The organism is Mesorhizobium sp. B2-3-5 (assembly GCF_006442395.1).
GTDB lineage: Bacteria > Pseudomonadota > Alphaproteobacteria > Rhizobiales > Rhizobiaceae > Mesorhizobium.
The window spans coordinates 1-16,873 of sequence record NZ_VFVX01000001.1 but is presented as its reverse complement, the minus strand read 5'-3'; the positions used below and the strand labels follow the sequence as shown (position 1 = coordinate 16,873).

General features: G+C 61.7%; 17 protein-coding genes and 1 tRNA gene. 5 read left to right on the top strand and 13 right to left on the bottom strand.

Annotated elements, in window-relative coordinates; translation table 11 throughout:
- Nucleotides 1-4: 4 nt before the first annotated feature.
- The 7 genes from lepB to rpoZ form a co-directional block, all read right to left on the bottom strand.
- Nucleotides 5-754, bottom strand: a complete 750-nt coding sequence (gene lepB, locus FJ958_RS00090; RefSeq protein ID WP_140737814.1) for a signal peptidase I — start codon at nucleotides 752-754, stop codon at nucleotides 5-7.
- Between the two features lie 77 nt (nucleotides 755-831).
- On the bottom strand, nucleotides 832-1,245 hold the full coding sequence (gene acpS / locus FJ958_RS00085) for a holo-ACP synthase (RefSeq protein WP_140737811.1): 414 nt from the start codon (nucleotides 1,243-1,245) through the stop codon (nucleotides 832-834).
- Entirely contained in the window at nucleotides 1,242-1,841 is a 600-nt protein-coding gene (locus tag FJ958_RS00080) for a DUF2062 domain-containing protein (protein WP_140737808.1), read from the bottom strand. The genes acpS and FJ958_RS00080 overlap by 4 nt, the downstream gene beginning before the upstream one ends.
- Nucleotides 1,842-2,104: 263 nt before the next feature.
- On the bottom strand, nucleotides 2,105-2,485 hold the full coding sequence (locus tag FJ958_RS00075; RefSeq protein WP_140737805.1) for a VOC family protein: 381 nt from the start codon (nucleotides 2,483-2,485) through the stop codon (nucleotides 2,105-2,107).
- A gap of 12 nt (nucleotides 2,486-2,497) precedes the next feature.
- Nucleotides 2,498-3,076 carry an orotate phosphoribosyltransferase gene (pyrE, locus tag FJ958_RS00070; RefSeq protein ID WP_140737802.1) on the bottom strand — a complete coding sequence of 193 codons (579 nt, stop codon included), beginning with the start codon at nucleotides 3,074-3,076 and terminating at the stop codon, nucleotides 2,498-2,500.
- 29 nt (nucleotides 3,077-3,105) lie between these two features.
- The gene (locus FJ958_RS00065; RefSeq protein ID WP_140737799.1) at nucleotides 3,106-5,334 is read right to left on the bottom strand and encodes a bifunctional (p)ppGpp synthetase/guanosine-3',5'-bis(diphosphate) 3'-pyrophosphohydrolase; all 2,229 of its coding nucleotides are present in this window, start codon (nucleotides 5,332-5,334) and stop codon (nucleotides 3,106-3,108) included.
- A 128-nt stretch (nucleotides 5,335-5,462) separates the two neighbouring features.
- Complete coding sequence (gene rpoZ, locus FJ958_RS00060; RefSeq protein ID WP_140612799.1) at nucleotides 5,463-5,864, bottom strand: DNA-directed RNA polymerase subunit omega; 402 nt, start codon at nucleotides 5,862-5,864, stop codon at nucleotides 5,463-5,465.
- 321 nt (nucleotides 5,865-6,185) lie between these two features.
- Between rpoZ and FJ958_RS00055 the strand changes: the two genes are divergently transcribed.
- On the top strand, nucleotides 6,186-6,767 hold the full coding sequence (locus FJ958_RS00055; protein ID WP_109662677.1) for an NYN domain-containing protein: 582 nt from the start codon (nucleotides 6,186-6,188) through the stop codon (nucleotides 6,765-6,767).
- Between the two features lie 11 nt (nucleotides 6,768-6,778).
- Nucleotides 6,779-7,435: a uracil-DNA glycosylase gene (locus FJ958_RS00050; protein WP_140737796.1), complete on the top strand. Its 657-nt coding sequence runs from the start codon at nucleotides 6,779-6,781 to the stop codon at nucleotides 7,433-7,435.
- 157 nt (nucleotides 7,436-7,592) lie between these two features.
- Here FJ958_RS00050 and FJ958_RS00045 read toward each other — a convergent pair whose 3' ends face one another.
- The 3 genes from FJ958_RS00045 to dapA are packed head-to-tail and all read right to left on the bottom strand — an operon-like array spanning nucleotide 7,593 to nucleotide 9,705.
- Complete coding sequence (locus FJ958_RS00045) at nucleotides 7,593-8,303, bottom strand: GH25 family lysozyme (RefSeq protein ID WP_140737794.1); 711 nt, start codon at nucleotides 8,301-8,303, stop codon at nucleotides 7,593-7,595.
- A 15-nt stretch (nucleotides 8,304-8,318) separates the two neighbouring features.
- A complete protein-coding gene (gene smpB, locus FJ958_RS00040; RefSeq protein WP_140737792.1) occupies nucleotides 8,319-8,798 on the bottom strand; it encodes an SsrA-binding protein SmpB in 480 nt (159 codons plus the stop codon).
- Nucleotides 8,799-8,823: 25 nt separating this feature from the next.
- The gene (dapA, locus tag FJ958_RS00035; RefSeq protein ID WP_140737790.1) at nucleotides 8,824-9,705 is read right to left on the bottom strand and encodes a 4-hydroxy-tetrahydrodipicolinate synthase; all 882 of its coding nucleotides are present in this window, start codon (nucleotides 9,703-9,705) and stop codon (nucleotides 8,824-8,826) included.
- 346 nt (nucleotides 9,706-10,051) lie between these two features.
- Between dapA and FJ958_RS00030 the strand changes: the two genes are divergently transcribed.
- Nucleotides 10,052-12,082, top strand: coding sequence for a lytic transglycosylase domain-containing protein (locus FJ958_RS00030; RefSeq protein ID WP_140737788.1), 2,031 nt, complete (start codon nucleotides 10,052-10,054; stop codon nucleotides 12,080-12,082).
- A 192-nt stretch (nucleotides 12,083-12,274) separates the two neighbouring features.
- Nucleotides 12,275-13,165: an alpha/beta hydrolase gene (locus tag FJ958_RS00025; RefSeq protein ID WP_140737786.1), complete on the top strand. Its 891-nt coding sequence runs from the start codon at nucleotides 12,275-12,277 to the stop codon at nucleotides 13,163-13,165.
- Nucleotides 13,166-13,219: 54 nt separating this feature from the next.
- Here the strand turns inward: FJ958_RS00025 and FJ958_RS00020 are convergent, their stop codons facing one another.
- On the bottom strand, nucleotides 13,220-14,290 hold the full coding sequence (locus FJ958_RS00020; RefSeq protein WP_181176232.1) for a site-specific integrase: 1,071 nt from the start codon (nucleotides 14,288-14,290) through the stop codon (nucleotides 13,220-13,222).
- 239 nt (nucleotides 14,291-14,529) lie between these two features.
- On the bottom strand, nucleotides 14,530-15,732 hold the full coding sequence (locus tag FJ958_RS00015; RefSeq protein ID WP_140737784.1) for a porin: 1,203 nt from the start codon (nucleotides 15,730-15,732) through the stop codon (nucleotides 14,530-14,532).
- Nucleotides 15,733-16,182: 450 nt separating this feature from the next.
- Between FJ958_RS00015 and FJ958_RS00010 the strand changes: the two genes are divergently transcribed.
- Nucleotides 16,183-16,273 (top strand) — tRNA-Ser (locus FJ958_RS00010).
- Nucleotides 16,274-16,317: 44 nt separating this feature from the next.
- Here FJ958_RS00010 and FJ958_RS00005 read toward each other — a convergent pair.
- Nucleotides 16,318-16,873, bottom strand: a 556-nt coding sequence (locus FJ958_RS00005) for an integrase core domain-containing protein (RefSeq protein ID WP_140737782.1), incomplete at its 5' end; no start/stop codon positions are given.

Genomic DNA, 16,873 nt, shown 5'->3' with positions numbered 1-16,873 from the left:
GACCCTAGTTGACGAAATGGAACAGGCGCGAAACGCGCATCAGCGACGGCCATTTCCAGATTTCGAGCGGGCTTGCCTTGCCGGCGATCGAGAAGAAGACAAGGTTGGCGCGGCCAACCAGATTCTCGGCGGGAACGTAGCCGACGGTGAACCGGCTGTCGGCGGAATTATCCCTGTTGTCGCCCATCATGAAATAGTGGCCGGGCGGCACGTCGAATTCGCGGGTGTTGTCGCCGATCGAGTTCGGCGACAGATCGAGCGTGTCGTAGCTGACGCCGTTAGGCAATGTCTCGCGGTAGACGTCGATCGGATAATCCTTTTCCGTGATGTCGGGATTGTCGATCTGGCCGGTCTTCACGCGCGGCACGCCGGCGCCGTTGATGAACAGCTGCCCATCCTTCATCTGGATCTTGTCACCAGGCAAGCCGACCACGCGCTTGATGTAGTCAACGGACGGGTCCGGCGGGAACTTGAACACCACCACGTCGCCACGCTTGGGCTCGGAGCCCCAGATACGGCCCGAAAAGATGTCGGGCCCGAAAGGCAGCGAATAGCGCGAATAGCCGTAGGACCATTTGGTGACGAACAGATAGTCGCCTTCCAGAAGCGTCGGCCGCATCGATCCCGACGGGATCGAAAAGGGCTGAAACAAGAGCGTGCGGATAACCAGCGCGAGCAAGAGCGCCTGGACGATGACGCTGACGGTTTCGCCAAGCCCGCCGGATTTCTTCTGGGATTTTTCAGCCACGCTCATGTCGTCCTCGATTGTGCGTTGGATGTATAGAGTCTCGGCGCGCGCTGGGCAACGTCAATGCCGGTCGTCAAATGCAATCAATGTGGCGCTTGTTCGACGGGCAACGCCTCGATGATCACAAAGGCTTGAGCAAGCGGGAAATCGTCCGTGATCGTGAGGTGGATCGCCGCCCGATGCCCTCGGGGCAGGATTTTTTCCAGTCGTGCCAAGGCTCCGCCGGTCAGCGCCATCGTCGGCGCACCGCTGGGCAGATTGACGACGCCCATGTCGCGCCAAAAGACACCTTGCGCCAGACCAGTACCCAGTGCCTTGGCGCAAGCCTCCTTGGCGGCGAAGCGCTTGGCGTAGGAGGCGGCGCGAGCACGCCGATTCTCCGAACGCGCCTGCTCGACCTCGGTGTAGATTCTCTGGATGAAACGCTGGCCGTGACGCTCCAGCGACTTCTCAATGCGCGTGATGTCGATCAGGTCACTGCCGATGCCAATGATCATCGCGCGGCGGAGCCGATGCTTCCCGTAGAATGGGACGACTGCTCACGGCGGCTTGCGCGCTCGGCCAGCCGCTTGCGCCTTTGCGCACGAAAGACCTTCATGCCCCAGCGGGTGATACCGTAGAATACCAGACCGAACACCAGCCCGAGCGGCACCGCGCCGATCAGCATCGGCTCGAGCACCGGATGCCATAGTTTCGCGAAGGAAAGCGTGTGCAGCATCTCGCCCAGATGCGCCGGCGGACCATGTGTCGGCAGGCGATCATGCAGGATGAGTTTGCCGGTTTCCCAGGACGCGCCCCAGAGCAGCGGAAAGGTCAGCGGATTGCCGAAGAAAACGGCGCCGAGCGCCGCCGCCACCAGATTGCCGGCGATCACCCAGCACAGAACGGCGGCAATGATGAAATGGAACCCCACGGGAAAGAACGAAGCGAAGACACCGGCCGCGACCCCGGCCGCCACCGCGTGCGGCGTGGCCTTCAGCCTCAGGATGCGCTTGGAGAAATACTGCAGCGAACGCGAAAACGAACGGCGCGGCCATAGATAGGTGCGCACCCGCTCGAGAAGGCCATCAGGCTTGCGGCGACGAAAAAGCACTCTTTCCTATTCCCAATAACCAGCAACCCATGTGCCGGCTGCTGCCAGCCGGGCTGCGATCGCCACATCTTGCGCCTTGCGGTCGCCGAAAGGCAATCGCGACTTTGATATAGCCATCCGCAACCCCGACAACAACCGAAGGCCACCTGCACAGCCGCAGCACCGCCATAATTTTTGGTAAGGTTCATCTCTCCAACACCGGACAATCACGGCGAATTTGAGAAGAAGCGTCGGCTTGTTGTCGCGGCCGAGTGCTTGCGAAACTACCGAAGGTACTGGCTGACTTCGACAAGGTTGTCATCCGGATCGCGGAAATAGACGGACATCATCGGGCCCCGCGCTCCGATCCGTTCGACCGGCCCAAGCTCCACCACCACACCTCTAGCCTCGAGGCTGGCGAGGAATTCGCTGAGCGGCCGATCGGTGACCAGGCAGAAATCGCCGGATCCAGGCGTCGGCAGCTTCGCCTTGGGCTCGAAGGTGCGGCCGGCCTCGTGGACATTGATCTTCTGACAGCCAAAAGCCAGCGCCGTCGGCCGGCCCGGCGTGTCAACGCGCTCAAAGCCCAGCACGCGCTGGTAGAAGGCGCACGTCGCTTCGAGAGACGCCACCGTCAGCACGAAATGATCGATGCCGACGATCATTCGACCTCCCCGTCAGATGTTGCGGCTGCCGGGCTTGATTGCCGGTATGGCGGCAAGCTCCGGCGGCAGTCGGTCCGGCGGATAGGCCGGAACTTCATACTCGGCAAGCGCGATCAGCGGCACCCCGACATGGGTCTTGCCGGCCGAACGGTCGATGATGCAGGCGGCGGCTACCACCTCGGTGCCAAGTTCGCGCAGGCAATCGATGGTTTCGCGGATCGACAGGCCGGTGGTGACGATGTCCTCGACTATGACGACACGCGCACCGCTAGCGATCTCGAAGCGCCGCAAGCGGAACTCGCCCCCTTCTCGCTCGACCCAGATCGCCGGCACGCCGAGATGGCGTGAGGTCTCGTAAGCCGGTATCAGGCCGCCGATCGCCGGACCCACGACATAGTCGATCTTGCCTGGCACCGCGGCGCGGATCTTCTCGGCCAGCGCCTTGCACAAGCGCTCGGTCTTGTCGGCGTGCATGAACACGCGTGCTTTCTGCAGGAAGATCGGACTGCGCAGGCCAGACGTCAGGATGAAATGCCCCTCCAGAACAGCGCCTGCCTCGCGGAAAATGCCCAGCACTTCATCGGTATTCATCTGTGCCTATCCCTCATAGATCAGCCGCGTCAGCCATTCACACGCCGTGCATCGCTGACGCTCGAATTGTCCTTGAGCTGCGACAGCAGCCGGTTGAGATGCTTCAGATCCCAGACTTCGAGATCGATCAGCATTTCGGTGAAATCGGGCGCCGTGCGCACCATCGACAGCGTATGGATGTTGGCGTCGTTGGAGGCAACGACCTGGGCGATGTCGGCAAGAGACCCTGGCGCATTGATGGCTGTGACCGAGACACGCGCGGGAAAGCGTTCCTTGGTGCGTTCGTCGATGTCCCAGCGCACGTCGATCCAGCGCTCCGGCTGGTCGTCGAAGGCCTGCAACGCCGGCGACTGGATCGGATAGATGGTGATGCCGGTGCCCGGCTGGACGATGCCGACGATGCGGTCGCCAGGCACCGCGCCCTCCGGCGCGAACCGAACCGGCAGGTCGCCGCGCACGCCGCGGATCGGCACGGCGCCATCGCGCGGCTGGTCCTTGTCCTTGCGCGCGGCGCGGCCGGGAATCTGGAACAGCATGCCGGCGGCGTTGCGGATCTTCGACCAGCCTTCCTCGCGCTGCTTGGGCGCCGCCGGCGTGACGCGCTCGTCCTTGTAGTCGGGGAAGACCGCCTTCATGACGTCGGTGGAGGCCAATTCGCCACGCCCCACGGAGGCCAGCACGTCCTCGATATCCTTGCGCGCCAGTCGGTGCAGCACCGGCTTCAGGCTTTCCTTGGTGAAGGTCTTGCCGGCCCGTTCGAAGGCGCGCTCCAGAATGCGCGCGCCGAGGCCCGAATACTGTTTGCGGATGGCGTTCTTGGTAGCGCGGCGGATGGCGGCGCGCGCCTTGCCGGTGACGACGACGGATTCCCACGCGGCCGGCGGCACCTGCGCCTTGGAGCGGATGATCTCGACCTCGTCGCCATTCTTCAGTTCCGTCATCAGCGGCATGATGCGGCCATTGACCTTGGCGCCGACGCAGGTGTCGCCGACGTCGGTATGCACCGCATAGGCGAAGTCGATGGGTGTGGCGCCACGCGGCAGCGCGATCAGCATGCCTTTCGGCGTGAAGCAGAATACCTGGTCCTGGAACAGCTCGAGCTTGGTGTTTTCGAGGAAATCCTCGGGATTGTCGCCTTCGGCGAGCTGCTCGATTGTGCGGCGCAGCCAAGCGTAGGCGTTCGTTTCTTTCGAGATCGCATGGCCGGCCCCGTTCGCCTTGCCGCCGGTGTCCTTGTAGATCGAATGGGCGGCGACGCCGTATTCGGCGATCTTGTTCATCTCGCGCGTGCGGATCTGCAGCTCCACGCGCTGGCGCGAGGGGCCGACGATGGTGGTGTGGATCGAACGGTAGTCGTTCTGCTTCGGCGTCGAGATGTAGTCCTTGAAGCGGCCAGGCACCATTGACCATGTGGTGTGGATGGCGCCGAGAGCGCGATAGCAGTCCTCGACCGTATCGACGACGACGCGGAAGCCGAAAATGTCGGACAGCTGCTCGAAGGACAGCGCCTTGGCCTCCATCTTGCGGAATACCGACCAAGGCTTCTTCTGGCGGCTTTTGACGCCTGCCTTGATCGCGTGCTTTTCGAACAGGCCCGAAAGCGCCTTCTCGATTTCGGACAGCACATCCTTGTTGCGCTCGAATATTTCGGCCAGCCGGGCGGTGACGGCACGATGGGCTTCCGGATTTATATAGCGGAATGCGATCTCCTCCAGCTCTTCACGCATGCCTTGCATGCCCATGCGGCCGGCCAGCGGCGCATAGATGTCCATCGTCTCCTCGGCAATGCGCAGGCGCTTGGCCTCCGGCATATGGTCGAGCGTGCGCATGTTGTGCAGGCGGTCGGCGAGCTTGACCAGAAGCACGCGGACATCTTCCGAAATCGCCAGCAGAAGCTTGCGCAGGTTTTCCGCTTGCTCCGCCTTCTTCGACACGAGGTCGAGCTTCTTCAGCTTGGTCAGGCCCTCGACCAGCTTGCCCATTTCGGGGCCGAACAGCTCGTCGATCTCGGCCCGCGTCGCCGTGGTGTCCTCGATGGTGTCGTGCAGCAGGGCGACCGCGATCGTGGCCTCGTCCATGTGCATTTCAGTGAGGATGGCGGCGACTTCTAGCGGATGCGAAAAATAGGGGTCGCCCGAAGCACGCTTCTGATGGCCATGCTTTTGCATGGCGTAGACATAGGCCTTGTTGAGCAATGCCTCGTTGACGTCAGGCTTGTAGCGCTGCACGCGCTCGACAAGCTCATACTGACGCATCATGGGCACAATCTCTCGGCGATGAAATGAATCATGCGCCGCACTGATGTACGACGCATGTCATAGATAGCCACGAAACTGACGAGACGGAAGTGCCGGACGATTGTTCCAGCCGCTTCTGGAGAACTCTCTTAGTAGTCGTCGCTCTTTTCCGGCGGTACCAGACCTTCGATGCCGGCCAGCAGGTCTTCCTCGGTCATGCGATCGAAGGTGACGTTGTCCTCGGCGTCGTCGGTCTCGGCGGCCGCAACAGCGCCGCCGGTCTGATCGGCGATTGCCTCGCCATCGGCTTCGGGTTCGTCGACCTCGACATGCTTCTGCAGCGAATGGATCAGGTCTTCCTTGAGATCGTCGGGCGACAGCGTCTCGTCGGCGATCTCGCGCAAGGCGATGACCGGGTTCTTGTCGTTGTCGCGAGGAACGGTGATCTGCGCGCCCTGGCTGATCTGACGAGCGCGGTGGCCGGCAAGGAGCACCAGCTCGAAGCGGTTGTCGACCTTGTCGATGCAGTCTTCAACGGTTACGCGGGCCATGGATTGCCCCTTTCATGCCTGGATTTGATGGAAAACAGACGCGGTCCATAACCTGAACGCCGCCAAAATACAAGCATCATGGCATTGGCGGAGGATTGGGCGCTCAATCCTGTGTTCAGACACCGAATTTGGCGAAACCGGGCCGCTTCCATGTCCGGCTTCGCGATCACAATTGCTTGCAGTGCGGCGACACGCCCTTGGATTGCCGCCAAACTGGCGTTATCTCGGATGGCCAAGGTCAGCCGGTTTATTATGAGCCTGACCGACAGTCGCTACCGCATTTCGTTTAGACGGCCGCATTTTCGAAAAGGGATATTTTCCATGTTCGACCCCCGTGAAAAGATCGCCCTGTTCATCGACGGCGCCAACCTCTATGCCACATCGCGGGCGCTCGGCTTCGACATCGACTATCGCAAGCTGCTGTCGAGTTTCCAGAAGCGCGGCTACCTGCTGCGCGCCTATTATTACACCGCGCTGGTCGAGGATCAGGAATACTCATCGATCCGCCCCCTGATCGACTGGCTCGATTACAACGGCTTCAAGGTGGTGACCAAGCCGGCCAAGGAATTCACCGACTCCACCGGCCGTCGCAAGATCAAGGGCAATATGGACATCGAGCTCACCGTCGATGCGCTGGAACTTGCCGACGTCGTCGACCACTATGTCATCTTCTCCGGCGACGGCGACTTCCGCACGCTGGTCGAGGCGCTGCAGCGGCGTGGCCGCAAGGTGTCGATCGTCTCGACCATGGCCTCGCAACCGCCGATGATCTCTGATGATCTGCGCCGCCAGGCCGATCATTTCATCGACCTGACGACGCTGAAGAACGAAGTTGGCCGCGATCCCTCCGAACGGCCTGCGCGGCGGCCCGAACCGGCTGAAGTCGACGAGGACGACTACTGAGGCCGGTCGCCTTGACCGCCCTTTCCACTTCCGAACCGAGCCGTGACTGCCCGCTGTGCCCGCGGCTGCATGACTTCATTGCGGAATGGCGGCAGCGCGAACCGTCCTGGTTCAACGCGCCGGTGCCGACCTTCCTGCCGCCGGAAGGCGAGGATACCGTTCAGCTTCTGATCGTCGGGCTGGCGCCAGGCCTGCGCGGCGCCAACCGCACTGGACGCCCCTTCACCGGCGACTATGCGGGCGACCTGCTCTATTCGACGTTGATCGCGCACGGTTTCGCTCGCGGCGAGTTCAAGGCGCGGGCCGATGACGGGCTGGCGCTCGTCGGCACGGCGATCACCAATGCGGTACGCTGCGTGCCACCGGAGAACAAGCCGGTCGGCGCCGAGATCGCCACCTGCCGGACGTTCCTGGTGCCGACGATCGCCCGCTTCCCAAACCTTCGCGCCGTGCTGGCGCTGGGATCGATCGCGCACCAGTCGACGGTGCGCGCGCTGGGCGGGCGTGTCGCCGCCTATCCTTTCAAGCATGGCGGGCAGTTGGAGGCCGGCGGCGTCGCGCTGTTTTCGAGCTATCACTGCTCGCGCTACAACACCAATACGGGCGTCCTGACCGAGGATATGTTCGTGAATGTTTTCAGCCAGATCGCGGAATTCTTGAAGAGCTGAAGCCGCGATCTGTTCACATCGGCAAAAGTACGCCCGGCTTACGCCACCGACCAAGGCCTAGGCATGGATTTCTTGACCCCAGCGATATAACTGGCTTCCTGAAGGAGCCCGGTTCGACCGATCCGGATCGATCCGTCTTGCCCGGCCCCGGCATGGCTCAATGCACCGGCGCAAGCAGTGCCGCCAACTTCTCCTGTCCGCCTTGAAGAACGTTCAGGTCGACGTCACCCTCAATACCATCCACCCGCCCCCTGTTGTGATACTGCCAATAGACCCAGTCGTCCCGATCCGGCTCGACCAGCAATGAGCGAAGCCAGAGCGGGCGAGCGGCGATCTGCCCGGCATAGGCGGCCTCGGCCTCATCCGTCAGATAGACGATCGCCGGCTTGCCGAACGCCGCCTCGACAGGTTCGAGGAAGGCCTGGAGTTCGACATTCAACTGTCCGGCCGACGGACGCTGCGGACAGTTGCCGCCGAACTCGATGTCGACGACCGGCGGCAGCATGGGCTGATCGTGCGGCACGACCGAGATGAAATTCTTCGCCTGGTCGGCGCCGGGCCGGCAGAAGGTAAAGAAATGATAGGCACCCACGGCAAGGCCGGCGGCGCGGGCCTCACGCAGGTTGGCGGCAAAGGCTTTGTCGACATGATCGCCGCCCTCGGTCGCCTTGATGATGGCGAAGGCGACATCGTCGGCGGCAACGCGCCGCCAGTCGATCTGGCCCTGATGATGGGAAACGTCGATGCCTCTGACCGGATATTTGCCGCGGTCCGGGGAAAAGGCCCTGAAATAGATATAGCCGCTCGCGGCGACCAGGCCCACCAGAACCAGGCTGGCCAAACTCAGCAGCACAATCCGGCTCTTCAAGCGAATAGCCCCAGCCTAACCTCGTTCCTTCAACAGCCTGCCCTTCTCACGCGACCAGTCGCGCTGCTTTTCGGTCTCGCGTTTGTCGTGCAGTTTCTTGCCGCGGCCGACGGCCAGCAAGAGCTTGGCGCGGCCCTGGTCGTTGAAATAGATCTTCAGCGGTACCAGGGTCATGCCTTCGCGGTCGACGCTCTGCGAGAGTTTCGCCATCTCACGCTTGTTGAGCAGCAGCTTGCGGCGGCGGCGCGGCTCGTGGTTGAAGCGGTTGGCCTGCAGATATTCCGGCAGATAGGAATTGATCAGCCAGACCTCGCCGCCCTCCACCGAGGCGTAACTTTCCTGGATGTTGGCCTGGCCCTGGCGCAGCGACTTGACCTCGGTGCCGGTCAGCACCAGGCCGGCCTCGATCGTGTCGAGCACCTCATAGGAAAACCGCGCCTTGCGGTTTTCAGCAACAGTCTTGTTGTTGGGGTCGGCTTTTTTGACTTGATTCATAATGCGGAGAGGTGGCGCCTCATTCCTAATTAATCAAGCCGGCGTGCTTCATGGCCGCATCGATCTTTTCGGCCGTCGACGGCTCGACCGTCACCAGCGGCGAACGCAGCACATTCTCGACCTTGCCCAGCTTCGACAGCGCGTATTTGGCGCCGGAAACGCCGGGTTCGATGAAGATCGCCTTGTGCAGCGGCAAGAGGCGATCCTGCAACTCCAGCGCCTTCGCACTGTCGCCGGACAGCGTCGCTTCCTGGAACTCGGCGCAGAGCCGCGGCGCGACATTCGAGGTCACCGAGATGCAGCCGACACCGCCATGCGCGTTGAAGCCTAGGGCCGAGGCATCCTCGCCGGAAAGCTGGATGAAATCCTTGCCGCAGGTCAAACGCTGCTCGGATACCCGCTCGACCTTGCCGGTCGCATCCTTGACGCCGACGATGTTCTTGAAGTCGTGCACCAGCCGGCCCATCGTCTCCGGCGACATGTCGATCACCGAGCGCGGCGGGATGTTGTAGATGATGATCGGCAGCTTGGTTGCCCTGGCGACGGCGGCGAAATGCTCGTAGAGGCCGCGCTGCGTCGGCTTGTTGTAGTAGGGCGTGACGACCAGGGCGGCATCGGCGCCGGCCTTTTCGGCATATTGGACGAGCCCAACGGCTTCCTCGGTGTTGTTGGAGCCAGCACCGGCAACGACCGGGGCGCGGCCCTTGGCCGCCTCGATGCAGACCTTGACGACGTGGCGATGCTCATCATGCGATAGCGTCGGCGACTCGCCGGTGGTGCCAACGGGAACCAGGCCCCTGGTGCCCTCATCGAGCTGCCAGGCAATGAACGCACGAAAGGCTTTCTCGTCGAAACGCCCGCTCTTTTCGAACGGTGTCACGAGCGCGGTAAGCGAGCCTCTCAGCATGTCGTCCAACTCCTTGGGACTATTGTTTATGCATGTCGTTGCCCCAAAACCGGTACCCACTTTTGGGCGACATGCATCGTTGTTTATGCATGTCGTTGCCCCAAAACCGGTATCCACTTTCGGGCGACATGCGTCGGTGTTTTGTCGTGCGCGCCTTCTAACCGAAAGCGAAGCCGCGCACCATAGTCTCGACATGGTTGCGCGGCAAGCATTGCCATGATCCCAGCAAGCGCAATTCGGACGGCCTCGATAACCTTTTGTTTACGGGCTCTTCACGACCTAAGTTTAGGCTTCGAGACATCTCGGCGTGCTGGTAGAATGCCAGGACCAGGAAAGACGTAAGACCATGCCGGCCAATCGGCCCCACCTCTTCGCGCTGCTCGGCGCCGTCGCCGTGCTGGTGCCCGGCGTGGCGATCAGCGGCAGCGTCGATGTGCGGGCCACTTCGGCGATCCCCATGCCAAGCCCGCAGGACAAGACGCAACAGGATTCCTCCCCCAGCGTCGCCATGTTGAAGAGCGGGCTGGACGCACTGGCGGCAGGCGATATTTCCGGCGCTCGCGGTGTACGTGACGCGCTTCCCACGCAATCGCTCGACCAGCACATACTGGCCTGGGCGATCGCCCTTTACGGCGGCGACAAGGTTCCGAGCGGCGATATCGCCGCGGCCGCGAAAATGCTGCCTAACTGGCCTGGCACCGTCGCCTTGCGCAAGAATAGCGAGCGCGCGCTCTATCGCGAGAACCCCGCTCCCAACGTCGTCATTGCGGCGTTCGATGGCAGCCAGCCGCAGACATTCGAAGGCGTGATGGTTCTCGCCCGCGCCTATGTGGCCTCGGGCAACGTCAAGGCGGCGCGTTCGGTCCTTTCGCCCTTCTGGCGCACCGCGATCCTGGAAGCCAAGGACGAGACGGCGCTGATTAAGGAATTCGGCGGTTTGATTCCTGCCGCCGACCACCGTTTTCGCATGGAACGGATGTTCTATGCCGACCGCGTGACCTCCGCGCTGCGCGTTGCCGGCCTTGCCGGTGCCCAGCAACTGGCCGACGCCTGGGCTGCGGCCGACAAAGGCGACAAGAATGCGTTGAAACTGCTGATGGCAGTGCCGGGATCTCAGCACTCGGCCGGCCATCTCTTCGCGCAGGCAGAATATTTGCGCAAGCAGGAGGACTTTGCCGGCGCAGCCGCCATTGTGATGAAGGCCCCCACGGACCGCGAGGCTCTGGTCGACCCTGATGCCTGGTGGGTCGAGCGCCGGGTGCTGTCGCGCGAACTGGTCGACCAGGGCGACATGAAGACGGCTTACCGGATCGTCGCCACGCATGCCGCCGAAAGTGCCGCCAATGCCGCGGAAGCCGAATTCCATGCCGGCTGGTACGCGTTGCGCGGCCTGAACGATCCCAAGCTTGCCGCAACGCACTTCGCGCGCATCGCCGATCTTGCGCAGGGGCCGATGACCTTGTCGCGCGCCTATTACTGGCTCGGTCGCGCGGCGGAAGTGGGCGGTCCCGGTAATGCCACGGACTATTTCGGGCATGCGGCTGCGTATGGCACCAGTTTCTACGGCCAGCTGGCCGCCGAACGGGTTGGCCGGCAGGCGCTCAACATAGTCTATCCCCAGCCAAGCGCCGCCGACCGGCAGAACTTTGCCGGCCGCGAGGACGTCAGCGCCATCAAGCGGCTGCAGGAGGCGGGCTATGACCGCTATGCCGAAACGCTCTATCGCGACCTCGCCGGGCAGCTGACGAGCCCCGGCGAACTGGCGCTGCTCGCCGTCCTTGCGGAGAAGCAGGGCAACCATTTCATGGCGCTGAAGGTCGGCAAGATCGCCGGCGCGCGCGGAATCGATGTCGGCGCGCTGTCGCACCCTCTCGGCGTCATCCCTGATTCGGCCAATATTTCCGGCTCGGGCAAGGCGCTTGCCTATGCGATTGCCCGGCAGGAGAGCGAATTCAATGTCGGCGCCGTATCAAGTGCGGGCGCGCGCGGGCTGTTGCAGCTGATGCCGGGAACCGCCAAACAGCTGGCGAAGAAGGCCGGATTGCAGTTTTCACAGGCGCGGCTGACGACCGACGCCGGCTACAATGCGACGCTTGGCTCGGCCTTCCTGGGCGAGCAGCTCGATCGTTTCAACGGTTCCTATGTGCTGACTTTCGCCGGCTACAATGCAGGTCCCAACCGCGCGGCCCAATGGGTTGCGAAATATGGTGACCCGCACGGCAGGGACATCGATGCGGTGGTGGACTGGATCGAGCGGATTCCCTACACGGAAACAAGAAGTTACGTCCAGCGCGTGATGGAGAACTACGAAGTCTACAAGATGCGTATTTCCGGCAAATACGACATCGTCGGCGACCTCGTGAACGGACGAAGCTGACCGGAGCGCGGCAGACCGAGCCAAAGGCGGCGATCCTTCGCTCCCTTTCCTACGATGGATCTCAAGATACCAAGATCAGAACTTTGCTGACGATCTTCCCTGATGACCGGTAGCCAGCTCTTCTGTTTGACCGCATCCACCCTCCCCTGTAGCAATCGGAACTAATCTTGCTGCGGGAAAGTGCGTGCCCAGATGTCGAATCTCGAAGGCTTCTCCGACTTCTTCTACGCCGCGACTGATGGGCTGAGACTTCATGCCCGCGTCTATGGCGAAGCGAATTCCGGACACTGGCCGGTCGTCTGCCTGCCTGGCCTGACCCGCAACGCCCGGGATTTTCATGAGCTGGCGCTGCGCCTTTCGGTGGGATCCATTCCGCGCAGGGTGGTCGCCTTCGACTATCGCGGACGCGGGCAGTCAGCCTACGATCCCGACGTCAGTCACTACAACGTCGGCGTCGAGGCCGGCGACATTCTTGCCGGGCTGGCGGCACTCGGCATCGAGGCGGCGGCCTTCATCGGCACTTCGCGCGGCGGGCTGATCATCCATGTGCTCGGCGCATTGCGGCCGGGCGTGCTGAAAGCGATCGTGCTGAACGACATCGGACCGGTGATCGAACCCGCCGGCCTGGCCCACATCCAGTCCTACCTCGAGCGCGCGCCGAGCCCGAAAACTTTCACGGAGGCCATGGAAACCCAGCGCAGCTTTCACGGCAAGGATTTCCCCATGCTCATCAACGCCGATTGGGCGCGGATGGTGGGGGCGCTCTACCGGGAGACGGATCAAGGCCTGTTGCCGGATTTCGACCCGAAGCTCGTCGACACGGTTGCCGGTCTCGACCTGTCGCAGCCACTGCCGGCCCTGTGGCCGCAATTCGACGCGTTGGCGGCCATTCCCTTGCTCGCCATACGCGGTGCCAATTCGAGGTTGCTGTCCGAGGACGCGCTGCAACAGATGCAAGAGCGCCATCCGGCGATGGAAACGATTACGGTCGAGGGCCAGGGGCACGCCCCTTTCCTTGAAACCGGCAGCCTGCCCGACACTATAGCGACATTTCTCGATCGCGCGGAAAAACAGGGGGCCTGATGCAAAAAGCCCGGGATCAATCCTGGTCCCAGGCTTTCTGTCCATTCGGCCGGTTTACCGGGATTTCGAACTTCTTTGTGCCGCCTTGGGAGTAGATTTCTCTTCCCCCGGTTCGCTCTTTTTGTTCTGCTTGGGTGCCTTGTCAGATGTCTTGGCGGGAGCCGCCGCGACCACCAAATCGCTATCGGCACCGATGCTCCGAGGCGTTTCCAGCACAGTGACGCAACCGTCGAGATCATTGGTGGCAAGGTGCGCGTAGCGCATGGTCATCGACAGCGTCTGGTGGCCGAGCCACATCTGGACGCGCCTGATGTCGATGCCGCCCTGCACAAGGCGCGAAGCGCAAGTGTGGCGCAAGATATGCGGCACGACCTGATCGTCGGCACCAAGGCCGACTTCGGCTTTCGCCTCGTTCCAGATGGCGCGGTACTGGGCCTGGCTCAATTTGGTGAATGGGCCTTTGGGCCGGCGCCCTTCGGTCGGGGGCAGCTTGATGACTTCCTTGACCCGCTCGGTCATCGGAATGGTGCGGCTACGGCCGGACTTGGTGATCCAGAAACTGACGCGATGCTCCTGGATGTCGTTCCAGATCAGTCCAAGCGCTTCGCCAAGACGGCATCCGCTGTCGACCAGGAAGACGGAAAGCCGGTAAGCATCCTCGCTGCGGTTCCTGATGGCGGCAAACAGCCTGGCCTCTTCGTCCCGCTCGAGGAAACGAATCCGTCCCGCCCGCTCCTTCTGGCGGCGGAACTCGGGCAGGCTGTGGATATCTCCCATCTTGTAGGCCTTGCGCAGCAGTTTGCTGAGGGCAGCCATCTTTCGATTGATGGTTGCGTTGCTGTTGCCGCGCTGGCGCAAGGTGCCGATAAGATTGTCCAGGGTACTCTGGTCGAAGGCGCTGAAACGCTCCCCGAGGAGAATCTCGTCTATTTCGCCGATGAAAGAGCTGACATTATATTTATGCCGCCCGTCATCCCACAATATGTCTCGATACGCCGAAAAAAGCTCTCCAACCCGATACGACTTTACTTCTCTGATCTTGTTGTAGGTGTATTTGATCTTCGAAGAAGAGAACGCCGTAAAATAGTCAGAGGGCACACCCTCTTGAATCGCTTCGTTGGTCATTATTGTCCACACCCCCGAGTGGATAGATCAGCCCTATCCGCTTGGAAGCGCCCTTTCAAGAGTTTAAGTCTGACAAAACGATTTCATCCGCGGACGGCGGATTCCACGAAATCGCTCGAAAGACTTGATCCAGCTACCGAACCCCCTTTTCCTTCTATTTGCCCACGCCCTGTCACGAAAACAAAACAGCCCGGGCGTTTGTGCGCCCGGGCTGGATTTCACCTGTGGAGAACCCGCCCTTAGAACGAGCGCTGGAAGCGGACGACACCACCGATGGCGCTGTCCTTACCGACAGGAATATTCGTCCAGTTGGAGTCGCCTTCCTTGATGTAGTCGACTTCGGCCTGGACCGTGAGGCCGGGAACAATGTTGTAGGTGACGTTCGCCGCCACGCCGAAGTTCTTGTCCTCATCATAGGAAAGCTGGGCGTTGAATGAGGTCTTCTCGTTGAACTGGTAGGTGCCGCCACCCCAGACTGCCCAGTTGCCGCCCCAAAGCTTATAGAAGCTGCGGCCATTGCCGTAGGTCGTCCAAGTCGTATCGGTGAGGTTGTCGTCCGTGCCGTAGCCGGCCATGACGAACAGCGACAATTCCTTGGTGGCGTTCACGTCCAGGCGAACCTTGCCGGCCCACTCTTCGTAGTTGCTGTCGTAGGCGACGACGCCGCTGATCGAACCCCAGCCCTGCGTGTACTTAACGCCGCCGACGACATTAGGTACATAGCTGTCGATCGTAGCGTCAGGAACATCGATGCTATCCGATGATTGGTCGGAGCCCTGTTCCAACGACACCACGGCCGAGAACCCGTTGCCGGCATCGAAGTAGTACTGGATGACATTGGTGTCGAATCCACCATAGGGAACGATCGTGTCGTTGATAACGTTGCCGGCATACCCAGTGAACGTATCGAAGGCCGATTCGTCCTTACCGACACGGAGACCACCGAGCTGGATCCAGGCGAAATTCAAGGACACGCCCTTGAAGCCGGCCGGATTGTCGTTAATCACGGCGGGAGTAAAAGTAGCCCCGGTACCACTAGCCGGAGTGTAGGAGGCGCCGCGGTTGTGATTGCCGAAGTTGAAGCGGGTCTCGGTATAGGTCTTCAACGTGCCGAGCTCGGTTTCCTGGCCGGTCCAGGTCTTCAGCGTGAAGCGGGCGTTCTTGAACCAGGTGTTGTGGATGTTGCCATCCTGGTGGTCGACTGACCTCGCGCCGTCGAACGAGCCGACGTCGCCAAGGCCGATGTCGTAACGGACGTAGCCGCCGATGCGCAGGCAGGTTTCGGTGCCGGGGATGTAGAAGTAGCCAGCGCCGTAGACGTCGCAGATCTTGACGTATTCAGCGGGTTCCGGCTCGGCGACGACGACGGCGTCGGCGGCGCGCGCACCGGAAACTGCGATCAGGGCCGCAGCGGAGCCGAGAAGAAGGCTCTTGATGTTCATTTTCTGACCTCCAGTCAAAAGTTAAAAAACGGGTCTGGGTATTCTTTGCTGAAGGACAGCGTTCCCTGCCCCATCCCCACTACCGAAAAAGATGCGCACCGCGCCGCTCCTTCGAATTCGACATTACCCATGAGGCGGCGGCGTTCAACAACGATCGTACCGGCGAAAGGGCTGTTCGGCTGCTATCCCCTGGCGTTGTTGCACAAATGACACGATTTGGCCTCACTCGGAAAGCTCTCGTTAACCATCTAGTCCGCCGCAACCGGCGATTTCCCGCCGAATCCGGCGATCGGCCGACGGAATCATGGCAGCATCCCGAGTCGCCAGCCAGGGATTTGCCGCAGAACCGCCGCATCGCGGAGAATCGCGGTCCGGCGCGTTGTTATTTTTCCATATAATGGCGCGGGCTTGTTGATTGTGCCGGCGCTTTTCTTTATCCAGCGGCGCAACGGAGAGGTGGCCGAGTGGTCGAAGGCGCTCCCCTGCTAAGGGAGTAGAGGTCAAAAGCTTCTCGTGGGTTCGAATCCCATCCTCTCCGCCATCCTGCTTCGTGTACGGCCCGGAGACATGGGTGACAGAGCGTACCTAAGACATGGGTGACAATCTCGTGCCGAACGGATTGTCGATGGTCTGCAAGGTTCTCTGCTCCAGGTCGATATATCCCAGATCATAATGCATGAAGCTCAAGAGCCAAATGCCGTCGTCGACTTCCTTGATGCCGAGCCTCTGACCGGCGAGCACGGTCGAGACGTTGATCTTCTTCCTCATCATGCAGATGCGGCCGCAGGCGGTGACCATGGTGTCCTTGTCATGGAAGGGGTAGGTCAGCTCCGGCAGGCCATCATAGGGCCGTGACGAGGGGCCATAGAGCTCGGCCGGCACCTTCATGTCGATGGCTTCGTGGGGCCGTTCCTCGTTGAATTCGCTGATGAAAGCATCGAAGCGGGCCTGCTGCTGGAGAGCATTCATGCCCGGCGGCCGCGTGGTCTCCTGCTTCAAGGTGCGGTGCATGCGCTCGTGGCGGCCGTTCTGCTGCGGGTGGCCCGGCTTGATGCGCTCGATCGCGATCCCCAGCCGCAGCCACCAGACGGAGAGCCTGGACAGGTTGTAGAGGCCATTGGGGCTGGCGAAGGGCACGCCG